Annotated in this window: 15 protein-coding genes and 1 rRNA gene; 5 read left to right on the forward strand and 11 right to left on the reverse strand. The window is 67.3% G+C overall.

Annotated features, from left to right (window positions below):
• Positions 1-7: 7 nt before the first annotated feature.
• Positions 8-886 carry a fumarylacetoacetate hydrolase family protein gene (locus tag IBX18_RS11530; RefSeq protein ID WP_194833662.1) on the reverse strand — a complete coding sequence of 293 codons (879 nt, stop codon included), beginning with the start codon at positions 884-886 and terminating at the stop codon, positions 8-10.
• Positions 883-1,764, reverse strand: a complete 882-nt coding sequence (locus IBX18_RS11535; protein WP_194833663.1) for an amidohydrolase — start codon at positions 1,762-1,764, stop codon at positions 883-885. Before IBX18_RS11535 ends, IBX18_RS11530 begins: the two co-directional genes overlap by 4 nt.
• 40 nt (positions 1,765-1,804) lie before the next feature.
• Here IBX18_RS11535 and IBX18_RS11540 point away from each other — a divergent pair, with 40 nt between their 5' ends.
• Entirely contained in the window at positions 1,805-2,473 is a 669-nt protein-coding gene (locus tag IBX18_RS11540; RefSeq protein WP_107656334.1) for a FadR/GntR family transcriptional regulator, read from the forward strand.
• Positions 2,474-2,487: 14 nt separating this feature from the next.
• Here IBX18_RS11540 and IBX18_RS11545 read toward each other — a convergent pair whose 3' ends face one another.
• From IBX18_RS11545 to IBX18_RS11570, 6 genes are read right to left on the reverse strand one after another with little or no spacing between them, the layout of a single operon-like run.
• A complete protein-coding gene (locus tag IBX18_RS11545; RefSeq protein WP_194833664.1) occupies positions 2,488-3,402 on the reverse strand; it encodes an aldo/keto reductase in 915 nt (304 codons plus the stop codon).
• Positions 3,395-3,730, reverse strand: coding sequence for an L-rhamnose mutarotase (locus IBX18_RS11550; protein ID WP_194833665.1), 336 nt, complete (start codon positions 3,728-3,730; stop codon positions 3,395-3,397). The genes IBX18_RS11545 and IBX18_RS11550 overlap by 8 nt, the downstream gene beginning before the upstream one ends.
• Positions 3,731-3,732: 2 nt before the next feature.
• Entirely contained in the window at positions 3,733-4,764 is a 1,032-nt protein-coding gene (locus IBX18_RS11555) for an ABC transporter permease (protein ID WP_194833666.1), read from the reverse strand.
• Positions 4,761-6,257 (reverse strand): sugar ABC transporter ATP-binding protein, encoded by a 1,497-nt coding sequence (locus tag IBX18_RS11560; RefSeq protein ID WP_194833667.1) that lies wholly within the window; start codon positions 6,255-6,257, stop codon positions 4,761-4,763. The genes IBX18_RS11555 and IBX18_RS11560 overlap by 4 nt, the downstream gene beginning before the upstream one ends.
• Positions 6,254-7,351 (reverse strand): sugar ABC transporter substrate-binding protein, encoded by a 1,098-nt coding sequence (locus tag IBX18_RS11565; protein WP_194833668.1) that lies wholly within the window; start codon positions 7,349-7,351, stop codon positions 6,254-6,256. The genes IBX18_RS11560 and IBX18_RS11565 overlap by 4 nt, the downstream gene beginning before the upstream one ends.
• A complete protein-coding gene (locus IBX18_RS11570; protein WP_194833669.1) occupies positions 7,348-8,685 on the reverse strand; it encodes an L-fuconate dehydratase in 1,338 nt (445 codons plus the stop codon). Before IBX18_RS11570 ends, IBX18_RS11565 begins: the two co-directional genes overlap by 4 nt.
• A 210-nt stretch (positions 8,686-8,895) precedes the next feature.
• On the opposite strand from IBX18_RS11570, the gene IBX18_RS11575 reads away from it, so the two are divergent.
• Together IBX18_RS11575 and IBX18_RS11580 are read left to right on the forward strand one after the other, a co-directional pair.
• Positions 8,896-9,672, forward strand: coding sequence for an SDR family NAD(P)-dependent oxidoreductase (locus tag IBX18_RS11575; RefSeq protein WP_194833670.1), 777 nt, complete (start codon positions 8,896-8,898; stop codon positions 9,670-9,672).
• Positions 9,669-10,901 (forward strand): alpha-hydroxy acid oxidase, encoded by a 1,233-nt coding sequence (locus IBX18_RS11580; protein ID WP_194833671.1) that lies wholly within the window; start codon positions 9,669-9,671, stop codon positions 10,899-10,901. The genes IBX18_RS11575 and IBX18_RS11580 overlap by 4 nt, the downstream gene beginning before the upstream one ends.
• A gap of 2 nt (positions 10,902-10,903) precedes the next feature.
• Here the strand turns inward: IBX18_RS11580 and IBX18_RS11585 are convergent, their stop codons facing one another.
• Positions 10,904-11,971 (reverse strand): diacylglycerol kinase, encoded by a 1,068-nt coding sequence (locus IBX18_RS11585; protein WP_194833672.1) that lies wholly within the window; start codon positions 11,969-11,971, stop codon positions 10,904-10,906.
• 1 nt (position 11,972) lies between these two features.
• The gene (locus tag IBX18_RS11590; protein WP_194833673.1) at positions 11,973-12,764 is read right to left on the reverse strand and encodes an SDR family oxidoreductase; all 792 of its coding nucleotides are present in this window, start codon (positions 12,762-12,764) and stop codon (positions 11,973-11,975) included.
• Positions 12,765-12,894: 130 nt separating this feature from the next.
• Here IBX18_RS11590 and IBX18_RS11595 point away from each other — a divergent pair, with 130 nt between their 5' ends.
• Both IBX18_RS11595 and IBX18_RS11600 read left to right on the forward strand, forming a co-directional pair.
• A complete protein-coding gene (locus IBX18_RS11595) occupies positions 12,895-13,773 on the forward strand; it encodes a helix-turn-helix domain-containing protein (protein WP_194833674.1) in 879 nt (292 codons plus the stop codon).
• Between the two features lie 212 nt (positions 13,774-13,985).
• Entirely contained in the window at positions 13,986-15,299 is a 1,314-nt protein-coding gene (locus IBX18_RS11600) for a DUF2786 domain-containing protein (protein ID WP_194833675.1), read from the forward strand.
• Positions 15,300-15,616: 317 nt separating this feature from the next.
• Here IBX18_RS11600 and rrf read toward each other — a convergent pair.
• Positions 15,617-15,733 (reverse strand): 5S ribosomal RNA (rrf, locus tag IBX18_RS11605).
• Positions 15,734-16,017: the final 284 nt, after the last annotated feature.

The raw sequence follows: 16,017 nt of genomic DNA on the forward strand, positions 1-16,017 counted from the left end.
AGCGGCCTCAGGCTTGCACCGGCGCTGCCGCGGACGCCCACACGGCGTCGCGGCAGCGCTGCCTGGCCCGGCCGATGCCCTCGATCTCGACCTCCACCACGTCCCCGTCGCGCAGGTACGGATAACGACCCGAAAGTGCCACGCCCGCAGGGGTTCCGGTGTTGATGATGTCGCCGGGTTCGAGCACCGCGTACTGGGACAGATGCCAGACCAGATAGTCGACGCCGAAGATCAGGTCGGCGGTGCTGGAGTCCTGGCGGGGTTCGCCGTTCACGAAAGAACGCAAGCGCAGGTCGCCCGCGTCGAGCCGGTCGCGCGGCACCAGCGCGGGGCCGAGCGGGTTGAAGGTCTCGCAGCACTTGCCTTTCGACCACTGCCCGCCCGATTGTTCGAGCTGGAACGCACGCTCGGAGACGTCGTTCGAGATGGTATATCCCGCAATGTGATTCGGTGCGTCTTCGACCGAGTCGAGATAGCGGGCGCGCCGGCCGATCACCACCGCGAGTTCCACCTCCCAGTCGGTCTTGCTGGAGTCACGCGGGATCAGCACGTCGTCGTAGGGGCCGATCACCGTGTTCGGGGTTTTGAAGAACACGACGGGTGTCTGCGGCGGTGCCGAGCCCGATTCGGCGGCGTGCGCGGCGTAGTTCATGCCGACGCACCACACCGCCTGCGGCCGCGCGATCGGGGCGCCGATGCGCTGGCCGGCGATATCGGTGCGGGGAAGCCGCTCCGCCGCAAGCGCTTCGGCGACGGCCGCGATGCCGCCCGCCGCGAGGAAGTCGCCGTCGATGTCGCCGGTAAGCGCGCGCAGGTCGTAGGCGTGCTCGCCGTCGACGACGATCGGCCGCTCCGCGCCCACTTCGCCGATGCGCTGCAACTTCATTCGGGTTCTCCTTCGGTCATCCAGGTCGGGGCGAGCGGTAGTTGGTAAGTGCGCCAGGCGACTTCGGTCAGCACCTGGACGCGGTCGGCGGGAGCGAGGTGGGCGAGGGTGTCCAGCGTGGTGCGCCACACGGTCCGGTACGACGCGGCGGTGAGCGTGAACGGCCAATCGCCGCCGACCATCAGTCGTCCGGGACCGAAGACCGCGAGCGCGTGGTCGACGTAGGGCTGCCACGTCGCGGCGCTGATCTCAGCGCCGGAAACCGTGGCCAGACCGGAGATCTTGGCGACCACATTGGGCTGCGCGGCCGCTTCGGCGAGCAGATCGGCCCAGGGCTGCCAGTGACCCGTCGCGATCGGCGGTTTGCCCAGATGGTCCAGCACGATGGTCAGTTCGGGATGTGCGCGCGCGATCACCGGCACCTGTGCGAGCAGATCAGGTCGTTCGGCGACCGCATCGAAGACGAGCCCTGCCTCGGCCAGTTGTGCGAGGCTCGCCGAAACCTCGGGCCGCAGCAACCATTTCGGGTCCGGATCGCGGTGGATCATGTGCCGGACGCCGACGAACTCCGGATGGGCACGCAGCGCGGGCAGTTCGGCGGCGACGACCTCGGGCCGGTGCAGTGGCAGCCAGCCGACCACGGCCGCAGGGTGCGGCGTTGCCGTCGCGGCGGCCAGCAGCGCGCGATTCTCGGCCAGCGAATCGGCGGCCTGCACCAGCACGACCGCGCCGACCCCGTGCGCCGACAGCTCCGGCTCGACATCCGGCAGCGCGTAGTTTCGGTACAAAACATCCGATGTTTCGGTCAGCCAGTCGTACTCGACGCCGAATTCTCCGCCGTCTATCCGCCAAACATGAACATGGGAGTCTACAGTCATCGGAGGCATACGTTCACATCCTCGAGGGCGAAGGAAACAGGTGTCGGTTACCGACGACGCGATAGCGAAGATCAAGGCGATGATCATCTCGGGCGATCTGGAGCCGGGCGCGCGACTGCCCCGCGAGGCGGACCTCGCCGCGCAGCTCGGCGTTTCGCGCAACTCGCTGCGGGAGGCGGTCCGCGCGCTCTCGCTGGTCCGGATCCTGGACGTGCGGCAGGGCGACGGCACCTATGTGGCCAGCCTGGAGCCGAAGTCGCTGCTCGACGCGATGAGTTTCCTGCTCGAATTCCACCAGGACGACTCGGTTCTCGACATTCTCGCCATCCGGCGCATCCTCGAACCCGCCGCCACCGCGCTCGCCGCCCGCGCGATGCCCGAGGAGGAGATCGCGCATCTGCGTACCCTGGTCGAGCCCGAGACGTCGTCGGTGACCGAGCTCGTGACGCTCGACCTCGAATTCCACGCCGCCATCGCCGCCGCCTCCGGCAACAAAGTGCTTGCCTCCCTGCTGGAGTCGCTGTCGCTGCCGACCATGCGGGCCAGGATCTGGCGCGGCATCACCGAGGAGCGGGCCTTCGAGCGCACCGTCGCCGAGCACCGCGGCATCTGCGACGCGATCGCCGCCCACGACCCCGAACTCGCGCACGCCAGGGCCCTGGCCCATGTGGCGGGTGTCATGGAGTGGCTGCGCCGCGCCGCAGGCTGAGCACTGACCGCCGATCACGAGCACCGGTCCAGCTCGTGCCAGAGGTCGTCCGGCACTGACGTATTCAGCATCGCGATGGTGTCCGCGACCTCCGCGGCGGTGCCCGCGCCGATGACGGTGGCGGCGACCGCCGGGTTGCGCCGGGCGAACTGCAATGCCGCCGCCCGCAGCGCGACATCGTATTTCGCGCAGATCCGCGCCATCGCCTGTGCCCGTTCGACGATGTGCTGCTGCGCGGGGCGATAGTCGAAAGTCGTTCTGCGCCAAGGGTCAGCCAGAATTCCGCTGTTCAGCACACCGGCGACCAGCACGCGCACGTCCCGGCGGGCGCACTCGGGGAGTAGCTCGGCTTCGGCTCGCCGGTCCAGCAATGTGTACCGGCCGGCGATCAGCACGTGGTCGATACTGGTTTCCCGTACGAAGCGCAGTGCGACATCCACGTCGTTGACGCCGACGCCGATCGCGGAGACGATCCCTGCCGCGCGCATCCGCTCCAGTTCGGGCACTGCCTCGGCAAGGGCTTGCTCCTGGTGATCGTCCGGGTCGTGGATCAGCAGCAGATCGATCCGGTCCAAGCCGAGACGCTCCAGCGAGTCCTCCAGTGAACGGCGCACGCCTGCTGCCGAATAGTCGCGGCGGCGTGCGCGTTTCGGTGCGCCGTAGAAGTCGTCGACACCGTCCGGCACGAGCGGGTCCTCGTCGAGCAGCCGTCCCACCTTGGTCGATACCGTGTACTCCGACCGGGATCGTAGGAACCGGCCGAGACGTTCCTCGCTGCTGCCCGCGCCGTAGTGCGGCGCGGTGTCGAAGGCGCGAATGCCCGCGTCCCACGCGGCCGCGATGCCCGCCTGGGCTTCCGCCTCGGTGACCGCACGGAACAGACCCGCGTAGCCCGCGCCGCCGAGGACGATGTCGGCTACGTCATTCATCGGCGTCACCCGCTGGGTTCAACTCCCACACCACCGGCAGCGCCGCGTCGGCGCCCGTCGCCGAATAGTCGTGCGTCCCTTCGAGGTACTCGTTGATCCGAGCCTGCCACGCCACGTTGACGGGTAGCTCTGCCAACCGGCTGAGCAGCAGATCGTAGGCGGCACAGTCGATCACGTGGAACAGGTCGGTGCCGCTACGCCAGATCGTCCAGGAGGTAGCCCCGGCCTCCTTGATAGCCGCGACGAGTTCGGCGGGCACCGCCCGGTGGGCCGCCTCGTATGCCGCCTCGGCACCGGGTATCAGCTTGGTGTGCAACGCAATTCGCACGCTTACTCCTGCCGTCGTCCGCTGGCGATGCGAGTGATGACCAGGGCCACCAGGATCAGCGCGCCGTTGATGAACTTGAGCGAGTCGGCGCTGACGCCGCCGTAGGACAGCAGCTTCTGGATGAGCGTCAGGATCAGCACACCGAAGAACGCGCCGAGCACCGAACCACGCCCGCCGTTGAGCGCCACCCCGCCGATCACGCAGGCGGCGAACACCTGGAAGATCATCCCGTCACCCTGGCTGACCTGCACGCTGGCGAACTGCCCCGAGTAGATGAGCCCGCCGACCGCGGCGAGCCCGCCCGCGACGACCAGCACGGCGATGACGACGTAATCGGTGCGGATACCGGCGGCACGCGCGGCGGCCTCGTTACCGCCGACGGCATAGAGGGCACGCCCGGCCGTCGTATAGGTGAGGACGAAATAGCCGAGGGCAAACAAGGCCAGACAGACCGCCACGTCCACCGGCACGCCCAGTACGTCGGTGTTGCCGAGCCATTCGACCGACGGCGGAATCTTGGTCAGCGTAAAGCCCTCGGTGAGGAAGGTGAGCAGCCCGCGCAGGGCGATGAGCATCGCCAGGGTCACGATGAAGCCGTTCAAGCCGAACCGGACGATCAGCACACCGTTGAGGGCGCCGACGGCGAGACCGACGAGCAGCGCGATCGGAATGGCCATCCACGGCGAGGTCCAGGTGTAGGCGCCCACTTTCGCGGTGCCCATGGTCGCCCAGATGGCGACGCCGGGGGCGAGCCCGAAGGTCGATTCGAGCGACAGGTCCATCCGGCCGACCACCAGCACCAGTACCTCGGCCAGCACGATGAGCGCGATACCGCTCATCGCGGTCAGCACATTGGTGAGGTTGGCCGAGGAGACGAAGTTGGTGTTGATGAAGTAGCCGACCACCAGCACCAGCAGGATCGGCGGCACGAGCAGGAAGTCGCGTAGCGCACCCCAGCGCACCGTCCCCGGCCACCGCCGGGTCGCGGTGGGCTCGCTGGTCGCGGGTTCGCGCCCGGTAGCGATCGGGGTCATGACAGTCCTTCCATCGCGGCGACGAGTTCTTTGTCGCCCCAGCCTTTCTCGAATTCCCGCGCGATCCGGCCCTGCACCATCACCAGTACCCGGTCGCAGTCGCGCAGATCGTCGAGTTCGTCCGACACCACCAGGACGGCGGTGCCGCGGTCGGCGGCGTCGCGCACGACACCGCGCAGGGTCTCCTTCGACCGCACGTCGACCCCCGCCGTCGGCGTGATCAACACCAGCACAGCGGGGTCGATGGCCAGCGCACGAGCGAAGACCACCTTCTGCTGGTTGCCGCCCGACAGCTCGGCGACGCTCTGGTCCGGACCCTCGGTCTTGATGCCGAGGTCATCGATGGCCTTGCCCGCCACCGTGTTCCGGGTGCGCCGGGACAGCAGCCCGAGGCGCCCCACTCGGCGTGGCACGGTCAGCGTGGCGTTGTCGGCGACGCTCATCTCCGGGATCAGCCCCTCCTCGTGCCGGTCTCGCGGCACGAAGCCGATGCCGGCGTCGAGTGCGGCGTGCACTCCGTTGCGGCGCAGCCGATTACCGCAGACAAGAATGGCCCCGGTGGCCGCCTTACGCAGTCCGACAATGGTTTCGGCGACCTCGATCCGGCCGCTGCTGCCGCCACCCGCGAGACCGGCGATCTCCCCCGGCTTGACCGACAACGTCACGTCGGCGAATTCACCTGCCCGCGAAAGCCCTTCGACCCGCAGCGTCGGTGTCGCCGCTGCCTCGGGATCGCGCCGCGCGACCGGTGTCGCGAGTTCGACCGAATCGCCGGTCATCGCCGCGATGAGCGCCTTCTTGCCGAGCTCGGCGACCGGCGCGGTCACCACATGCCTGGCATCCCGGAAAACGGTGAGGTCCTGGCAGATTTCGTACGTCTCGTCGAGGTGATGGGAGATGAACAGGAAGGTGACGCCCTGCTCCTGCAGGTCGGTGATCCTGCTGAACAACCGTTTGATCGCGGGCCCGTCGAGCTGGGCGGTCGGCTCGTCCAGGATGATGAAACGCGCGCCGTGCGAGAGGGAACGCGCGATCTCCACCAGCTGCCGATGCTCGACGGACAGATCGCGGGCGACGGTGTCGACATCGACCGGCACCGACCAGGTGTCGAGCAGTTCGCGCGCCCGGCCACGTACTGTGCGCCAGTTGATGATCCGGCCGCCGAACGCCTGACTGTTGACGAACAGGTTCTCCGCCACCGACAGGTCGGGGATGATGGTCGACTTCTGATACACGCAGGCCACCCGGGAGCGCCACGCGTCCCGGTCGGCCGGCGCGGGCGCCGGAACTCCGTTGAACCGCACCTCCCCCGCGTCGGGCGTGGTGAGTCCGGTCAATATCGACACCAGGGTCGATTTCCCGGCACCGTTGCGGCCGACCAGCGCGTGGGTCCGGCCCGCCGCCACCCGGAGCCCTACCTTGTCGAGCGCAATCACATTGCGGCCGAAGCGTTTCGACACGTCGATCGCCTCGGCGATCGGTTCGCCGGTCATCCGCCGTGACCCCACAGGCCGGGCGCGGAGGTACTCAGCGTGTCGAGTTCGCCTACCTTGCCGCCGGTTCGGGTGACCACCGGGGCGGGTAGCTGATCTTCCAGGGTCCCGCCGACGCCGGTGTCGATGATCGTGGACCCGTGGTCGGTGGGTCCCGGGGTGAACTTGCGGCCGTCGACGGCGGCCTTGGCGTAGAAGGTCGCGTATTGCGCGTACAGGTCGGCGGGCTGGGAAATGGTCGCGTCGATCTCGCCGGCTTCGATGGCGTCCAGCTCGGCCTTGATGCCGTCGTTGGACACGATCGTGATGTGGCCCGGCGTACCGGCTTTCACCAGTTTGTCGCTGCGCCGCAGCAAGGCCAGCGTCGACTGCAGGAACACGCCGCCCGCCTGCATGTAGATGCCGTTGATGTCTGGATCGGTGAGCAGTTTGTCCTGGAGGCCCGAGACGGCCCGATCACCCTTCCAGTCGGTCGGGATCTCGATCACCTTGATGCCGGGATACCGCGTTTTCATGCACTCGGCGAACGCTTCCGACCGATCGCGGCCGTTGATCGAACTCAGGTCACCCTGAAATTCGACGACTTTGCCAGTGCCCTTCAAGGTTTCGCCGAGGTAGATACATGACTTGGTGCCGTAGGCGCGGTTGTCCGCCCGCACCACCATGTACACCCCGCCGCTGTCGGGCCGGGTGTCCACGCTGACCACCGGCACATTCTTCGCGGCTGCCGCAGCGAGGGCGGGCTTGACCGCGGCGGTGTCCTGCGGGGCCATGATGAGCGCTTTCACGTTTTTGGACAGCAGGGTGTCGACGTTCGACTTGAGCCGGTTGGCATCGTTGTCGGAGGAGGTGTTCTCCAGCTTCACCCCTGCGGCAGCGGCTTTCGGTCCGAGATAACCCGCGTAGGCACTCCAGAAGTCGGAGTCCGAGCGGGGTTGATCGGCACCGACGAGGACGCCGTTGTCCGCGCCGGTGCCGACGGTGACGGCAGGCATGCTGTCACCGGTACCGGTGGGCTCCCTGGAACAGGCGGCGCCCGAGGAAATGATCAGCGTCGCGCCGAGGGCTACGCCGATGATGCTGGCGGTCTTCATGAGTTCTCCTGCGGTTGGAACGAGCGGGCTTGCGGATCCGCCTGCCACGCGGCGCCGGACGGATAGGTGTAGTCGCGCAGCGACGCGGGCAGCATCTCGGCGCTGAAACCGGGCTCACGCGGTGCTAGATAGCGGCCGCCGACCACGCGCGCGGGATGGCGGAAATGCTCGTGCAGATGGTCCACGAACTCGATCGCGCGGTCCTCGGTGGTGCCGGTGATCGCCAGATAGTCGATCATCGCGAGATGCTGGACCAGCTCACAGAGTCCGACGCCGCCCGCGTGCGGCACCACCGGCACACCGAACTTGGCCGCCAGCAACAGGATTGCCAGGTTCTCGTTGACACCGGCGACCCTGGCCGCGTCGATCTGCACGAGATCGACCGCGCCTGCCTGCAACAGCTGCTTGAACAGGATCCGGTTCTGGCCGTGCTCGCCGGTCGAGATGCGCACCGGCGCGACGCGGCGGCGGATCGCGGCGTGGCCGAGGATGTCGTCCGGGCTGGTCGGCTCCTCGATCCAGGCCGGGTTCGCCGACGCCAACCGGGAGATCCAGTCCACCGCGACGTCGACGTCCCAGCGCTGGTTCGCGTCTACCGCCAGTCCGATGTCGGGTCCGATCGCCTCCCTTGCGACCTTGACCCGGCGCACGTCCTCGTCCACATCGCGGCCGACCTTGATCTTGATGGTGCCGAAACCGTCGGCCACCGCCTGCCTGGCCAGCCGGGACAGCTTCTCGTCGGAGTAGCCGAGCCAGCCCGGCGAGGTCGTGTATGCCGGGTACCCGGTGTCGAGTAACCGAGCAATGCGCTCCTGCCTGCCCGGTTCGGCGCGACGCAGGATCTCGAGCGCCTCGGCGGGGGTGAGCGCATCGGTGAGATAGCGGAAGTCGATGAGGTCGACAATCTCCTCGGGGGACATCTCGGCGACCAACTGCCACACCGGTTTTCCGGCGAGCTTCGCTGCGAGATCCCAGGCGGCGTTGATCACCGCACCGACCGCCATGTGCATGACGCCCTTTTCGGGACCGAGCCAGCGCAGCTGGGAATCCGCGGTGAGGGATCGGGCGAATCCTCCGAGGTTCCCGGCGATTTCGGCCACCGATCGCCCGACCACCAAGTGCGCCAACGATTGAATGGCAACGCACTGGACCTCGTTGCCGCGGCCGATGGTGAACGCGAAGCCGTGGCCCTGCGGGCCCGCCGGATCGTCGGTGCGCAGGATCACGTAGGCCGCCGAATAATCGGGGTCGGGGTTCATCGCGTCCGAGCCGTCCAGCTCGCGCGAGGTCGGGAACCGGACGTCTAACGTGTCCAGCGCCGTGAGGTGCGCCATGGGTGATCCTCGTTCCAGATAGTGATCTGGATCACGACTATACATCGGATGTCTGTCGACGCAATGGGAGATGGAAAATACGTCAATCCTGGTTGCGCAGTAGCAATCTCGCGCGAACGCCCGCGATCGGTGTTATGTTCGCCAGTGTTAAACATCGGATCTGTCCGGGTCGAGCTATCGCACCGGAACCGAGGTGAGAAGGTGGGCGGTATGTCGGTACAAAGCACGTTCGACGGGCTGGTAGCAGTGGTCACCGGTGGTGCGTCCGGCATCGGAATGGCCGTCACCGAGACCTTGGCGGCGGCGGGCGCGCGGGTGGCGGTGCTCGATCTGCACCCTGGCAACACCCCGGGGATCGCCCTGCGCTGCGATGTCGCCGATGACGAATCGGTCCGCAGTGCCATCGCGGGCGTCATCGACACCTACGGCCGGCTCGACATCCTCGTCAACAATGCGGGCATCGGCGCACAGGGCACCATCGCCGACCACACCGACGACGAATGGCGCCGTGTGTTCGAGGTCAACGTCCTGGGCACGGTGCGCGTTTCCCGCGCCGCGCTCCCCCACCTGCGCCGGTCACCGGCCGCCGCGATCGTGAACATTTGCTCGATCGCGGCCACCACCGGACTGCCGGATCGCGCCGTCTACAGCGCGAGCAAAGGGGCGATTCTGTCGCTGACCCGCGCGATGGCCGCCGACCACCTACGCGACGGCATCCGAGTGAACTGCGTCAATCCGGGGACCGTCGACACGCCCTGGGTGCAGCGGCTTTTGGCGAGCAGCGCGGATCCCGGCGCGGAAATGGCCGCGCTGCAAGCACGTCAACCGCACGGGCGGCTCGTCACCGCCGCGGAAGTCGCGAGTGCGGTGGCGTATCTGGCCGGACCGGCGGCGGCGTCCATCACCGCGACGATGCTGGAGGTCGACGGCGGCATGCATTCGCTACGCCTGCGGGCGGCGGCGCAGGTCGCTGGGGCGCGCCGATGACCGCGCGCCGGGTGCCCCGACCGCGAGACCTCGCACCGCTGGTCAAGTTCGAGCGCCCGTTCGGTGGCCGGGAGCGCAAACTGGCTCGCGCACAGACGATCTGGGACCTGCGCGAGCTGGCCCGTAAACGCACTCCCAAGGTCGCGTTCGATTACACCGACGGCGCCGCCGATGCGGAGATCAGCCTCGCCCGCGCCCGGGAAGCCTTCTCCGACATCGAGTTCCGGCCCGCGATCCTGCGCGACGTCAGCAGCGCCGACACCACGGTCCAGGTACTCGGCAAGACGGCGGCACTGCCCTTCGGTATCGCGCCCACCGGGTTCACCAGGATGATGCACACGGCCGGCGAGCTGGCGGGGGCGCGCGCCGCTGAACGCGCGGGCATACCGTTCACGCTGTCCACCATGGGGACCACCGCCATCGAGGATGTCGCCGCGGGCACCGGACCTGACGCGCGCAATTGGTTTCAGCTCTACATGTGGACCGATCGCGACCGGTCGCTGGCGCTGGTCGAGCGCGCCGCACGGGCCGGATTCGACACCCTCGTCGTTACGGTCGACGTGCCGGTGGCGGGGGCCAGGTTGCGCGATGTCCGCAACGGCATGACAGTGCCGCCGTCGATCACGCTGAGCGGCGCCGTCGACGCCTTGCGCAGGCCATGGTGGTGGTGGGACTTCCTGACCACCGAACCGTTGGCCTTCGCTTCGCTGGACCGCTGGTCGGGGACAGTCGCCGAGCTGCTCGATGCCATGTTCGACCCGACGGTCGGCTTCGACGATCTGGCCTGGATCAGGGCGCGATGGCCGGGCAAGCTGCTGGTGAAGGGCGTGCAGACCGTCGATGATGCCAAGCGCCTGGCCGGGCTCGGCGTCGACGGCATCATCCTGTCGAATCATGGTGGGCGGCAACTGGATCGCGCGCCGGTACCGCTGCACCTGCTGCCCGCGGTGGTGCGCGAGGTGGGCGACGACCTGGAAGTCCACCTCGACACCGGCATCATGCACGGCGCCGATATCGTCGCCGCCCTCGCGCACGGCGCGCGGTTCACCCTCGTCGGCCGGGCGTACCTGTACGGGTTGATGGCCGGCGGCGAGGCGGGCGTGGACCGCATGATCGACATTCTTCGTACGCAGATCGTGCGGACCATGAAGCTGCTCGGCGTCGGGTCGGTCGAGGAGCTCGAGCCGGGGCATGTGCGCCTGCTCGAGCGGTATCGCCCGCGTGAATAGGGTTACCGCTGTGCGGGATTCGTGATCAGCGGCAGGTCCAAGGCGGTCAGGATGCCGGCGGGCGCTCGGACCACGGCGGGGATCGCGTTGACGATGCGCATGGCGGTGGCGAGCAGGGTGGCGTGGTTGTGGTCACCGTTGCTGCTCGAGGTGACCAGATCCATTGCGTAGCTGGGTTCGCCGGTGATCTCGACCCGATACGAGCCCTCGTGATGGGCCGGTTGCGGCCAGTCCGGGCACAGGTCCGGGTGCAGCCGGGTGACGTGCTCCAGGACTGTGACGGGCTCGTCGCCGACCATACCGCGCACCTCGAAACGCAAGGCGGCCGCGGTGCCCTCGGCGATGTGACCGGTGGCGATATCGAAGGAGTGGTCGGCCGGAATCCGCTGGTAGGTCTCGGTGACCGCGTCCAGGGTGACGCCGATGCCCGCGGCGAGCTGGCGGACGGTGCCGCCCCAGGCGAGCGACAGGACACCGGGCTGGAGCAGCATCGGGATGTCTTCCAGTGGTTTGCCGAAACCCATGATGTCGAACATGACTTCGCGATTGTCGTAGCTGGCGTAGTCCACGATCTCGATGCAGCGCAGCTGATCGATGCGCAGGCAGGTGCCCGCGAGTGCCAGTGGCAGTAGGTCATTGGCGAAACCGGGATCGATGCCGTTCACCCACAGCGACGCACTGCCTTGTGCCGCAGCCTCTTGCACCGGCTTCAGTAGATCGTCGGGTAAGACGCCGTAAGGGTATTGGAAGAACACCGGGGCGCACGCGACGACATTGATTCCGGCGCTGAGGATCCGCCGCAGGTCGGCGAGGGCCTCCATCAGGCGGTTGTCGGTCATCGAGCAGTAGACGACACAGTCGGGTCGGGCCGCGAGGATCGCGTCGGTATCCATCGATGCGGTGACGCCTACCGGATGATCCAGCCCCGCAAGGGTTCCCGCGTCGAAACCGTTCTTGGCCGGGCCCGATACCCAGACACCGGTGAGCTCGAGGTCGGGATTGGCGATGACGCCTGCCAGGGCGTGCTTGCCGACATTGCCGGTGCCCCACTGCACTACGCGATACGTCATGTCACAGGTCCCCGATCGGGAGGTCGAGGTTGGGGGCGATCAGGCCGCCGTCCGGTTCGAGCACCTTGCCGGTGAGGTATTTGCCCGCCGGGGAGACCAGGTAGAGCGCGGCCGCAGCGATGTCCTCTGGCTCACCCAGGCGGTGCAGCGGTGTCTTGGTTTCCAGTTCGGTACGCATCGCGTCGTTGCTCGCGACGATCTCCAGCGCGGAGGTCAGGATCGAGCCGGGGGCAATGGCATTCACCCGGATGCGCGGGTTCAGGTCCAGGGCGGCGAGTTTGGTGTAGTGCGCCAGCGCGGCTTTGGCGGTGCCGTAGGCGGCGAACGCGCGGCCGGGCAACCGGCCCATGGTCGAGGTGATGTTGAGAATCGAACCGCCGCCGGCAGTTTCGAGGATGTGCGGTACCGCGGCGCGGACGAGTGCGTGCGCGTTGGTGACGTTGAAGTTGAACGCGTCCACCAGAGCCTGCGGAGTGGTGTCGAGCAGGGGGCACGGCATCGCGCCGCCGACATTGTTGACCACGATGTCCAACCTGCCGAAGCGCTCCACCGCGATCCCGGCCAGTGCCGCGGTCGCCTCGATATCGCTCAGGTCCGCCGGGACCACATGCGCCCGGCGGCCTGCCGCGGTCACCTTTTCGGCTACCTCGTCCAACTGGCTCTTGGTCCGCGCGGCGATGACGACGTCCGCGCCTGCCTCCGCGAAGGCCACCGCGATCGCGGCGCCCAGGCCGCGCCCCGCGCCGGTCACCACGGCGACCTGCCCGTCTATGCGGAATCGATCCAGAATCATTCGCGCTCCATCCGCGCCGTAGCCGACTCCCACCGATCCCCATCGGCCAGGTGTCGAATATTCGACGACTAATGCTCTAATATTCGACACATCGTAGGTCGCCCACCCGAGCAGAACAAGAGGTTCCGTCATGCCGGACCGCTCAGCGTCACCGCCGACGCGCCGCGTCATCGACATCGTTTCGCTGCTCGCGACGTCGACCGAGCCGATCAGCGTCGCCGGGATCGCCGAACGCCTCGATATCGCCCGCGCCACGGCGACCGCAATCCTGACCGAGCTCGATGCGGCCGGTTGGGTCGGCCGAGATCCGCATCGCGGCTACGCGATCGGCCCTGCCCTGGCCGGCCTGCACGGCGCCGCACTCCCCTCCGGTGTCGGCACAGTGCTCGCGGAACTTGCCGAACGAACCGGATCGGGCGCGACATTCAGTCGCATCGAACCCGATCGCCTGACCGTACTCGACGTCCGGCACGGCACCGACCGCGTTGTCCCCGGCATCCCGGTCGGGCATCGCATACCACTGCAATTCCCGGCCGGGGCGAGCGTGATGCCGTGGCGTTCCGCGAGCGAACAGAACGCGTGGACAGCGACCGCCGCAGACGCGGACCGGCGCACGGCGAGCACGCTGCTCGCCGTCGTCCGGGAGCGCGGGGTCGCCGTCTTCCGACCGCGCGCCGATGACGCAGGCGTGGTCGACCTGCTGGCCGATCTACTCGGCGCCGTCGGATCCGAACTGCTGCAACCACATCTGCGTACGCGTGCCCTGCGCCAGCTCGCCGCGCTCACGTCGCGGCCGTTCACCAGAAGTGAATTGGACTCCGATGACGCGCTAGCATTGAGCTATCTGGCAGCCCCGGTCTTCGATGCCACAGGTACCGCCGCCTACGAGGTCCAGCTCGGCCCGCTTCGCGCGGAGGTAGCCAAACCTGAACGGGACGAATATATTTCGGCAACCCTCGATGCCGCGCAACAGTTGACGGCGGCTCTTACGGGAAAGATACATCGCTGAGCTCTCTGGCGTTATCTGAGGGCGCTGTCGATCAGCGTTCGACACGATCCGTGCCCATGCACTCGGCGACCGGCCAGCGCCCAGGATTCACTTTCTCGCGCGCACGGACTACAGGCGGTCGGAGCAGTCGCACCCGAGCGATATCGTTGCCCCTGGATTGCCTATCGTTGCAAGACATCGGCACCGGAGCACTGCGACGAGGAGCGGCCAGCATGGGCAAGGAGAATCGCCGGCGGCGTACGGGTCGCCGCGCGGAAGGCGGCCCATCCGGCACTTCACCCTTCTGGTCTGCGCAACAGCGGTCCGCCGCCAACTCGCCGGCAGACTCGGAGCAGATCGCCAATGCGGTGATGGCTGCTGCGATGGAGTCCGCACAGGGCGCTTCAGTCGCCGCAAGGCGTTGCGCGACAGCGCTGGTCGGTCGCGGTCCACTGACCCCGCAGGTGGAGCAGGGTGCGCACCTTGCGGAACAGCACATCATTTCGCGGATCTTTCAGTACGGTTGGCTGCCCGAAGATGTGCACCAGGCCGCGCGGCGGCACCTCGACGAGTACGCGGTGGCGCTGCTGACCGACGTGATCGCCGCGTACATGCGCCCGTTCGCGCCCGCGTCGGTAGACGAGACATGGCGTGCGCAGCTCGAGGAGCTCGATGCTGTGGTGTGGTGGTCCGAGTCGGCGGCGCACCTCGGTCAATGGGCGGCGAAGCACCTGCTGACCGCCGAGGAAGCGCTCACCACCGTGGTCGAGGCGTTGGCTCTGTTGATCCGGCTGCCGAAGTTAGAACTCATCCGGCCGCTACCCGGGACCGCGCGACCGAGTGCCGCGGGTCACCACCATGTGGACGAGAAGATATTGAGCCGGGTGCGGGGGTTGCTGGCGAAAGCCGAGTCGACGTCGTTTCCGGAGGAGGCCGAGACGCTGTCGGCGAAGGCGCAGGAGTTGATGACCAAGTACGCGGTGGACCGTGTGCTGGTCGACGCGGACACTTCAGTGCCGGATCTGCCTGGTGCCCGCCGGATTTGGCTGGATACGCCGTACGTCGATGCCAAGGCGTTGTTGGTCGACGTGGTCACCAAAGCCAATCGCTGCCGGGCGATCTTCTCGTCGGCCTGGGGGTTCATGACGGTCGTCGGTGACGAGAATGATCTGGATGTCGTAGAGCTGTTGACGACCTCGTTGCTCGTCCAGGCGACCAGGGCAATGATCGCCAGCGGTAATCAGGCTGAGCGCAGCGCCGACTCGCGGAGTCGTTCGTACCGGAAGTCGTTCCTCATCGCCTATGCCACGCGAATCGGTGAACGGCTGGCGGCGGCGAACGAGAGCACTATCGCCAAATCAGAGGATTCCGCGCGGTTGTTGCCGGTGCTCGCTTCCCGTCAGCTGCAGGTGGACAAGGCATTCGATTCGCTGTTCCCGGAAGTACGGAATCGCGGTGTCTCCATCCCCAATGCGAACGGTTGGGATGACGGTCGCGCAGCAGCCGAGACCGCCGAACTCGGAGCCCGCCGCCCCCTCCAAAAGTAGCCGAGCCGCGGTTCACCGCTGCCCAGCCCGCCAGCAATCGCCTCAGCCGCACTCTCTCTCGGGATCCGCACTGACTCTGGCCCCCGTAGTGGGTGCGGATCCCGAGAAAGAGTGCGGATTTTCGCCGCCGCACAGACCCTGCAATAGCGCAGCCGCACTGCCTTTCGAGATCCGCACTGACTCTGGATCCCCGCAATGGGTGCGGATCCCGAGAGAGGGTGCGGATTTCGCCGTAGCGCGGGGTGGGTCGGTGTAGCGGGTGGTCCGGAAACGACGAAAGCCCCCCAGCGTGAGCTGGGGGGCTTTCGTGAAGGATGTTCCGGCGGTGTCCTACTCTCCCACACCCTGTCGAGTGCAGTACCATCGGCGCTGGCAGGCTTAGCTTCCGGGTTCGGAATGGGACCGGGCGTTTCCCTGCCGCTATGGCCGCCGTAACTCTATGAAACTGTCACACTCCGTGTCCCAGGTTCACCAGGGAGAGTTGTTCAGGGGCTTCGCCCCTCAAAACCCCACCCGGTCGCAGGTTCGCAGGGCTGACCCTGAAAACCGTTGAGCGTGTGAGATATTCACAGGGCACAGCCCTGAAACTCCCACTCCGAACCCGTGAACACGGTGTCGTGTGTTGTTTCAGATACTGCACAGTGGACGCGTAGCTTCTTTGTTGGTAAGTCCTCGGCCGATTAGTACCAGTCACCTACACCCGTTACCGGGCTTCCAG

It is taken from the genome of Nocardia sp. XZ_19_369, from assembly GCF_015355715.1.
GTDB lineage: Bacteria > Actinomycetota > Actinomycetes > Mycobacteriales > Mycobacteriaceae > Nocardia.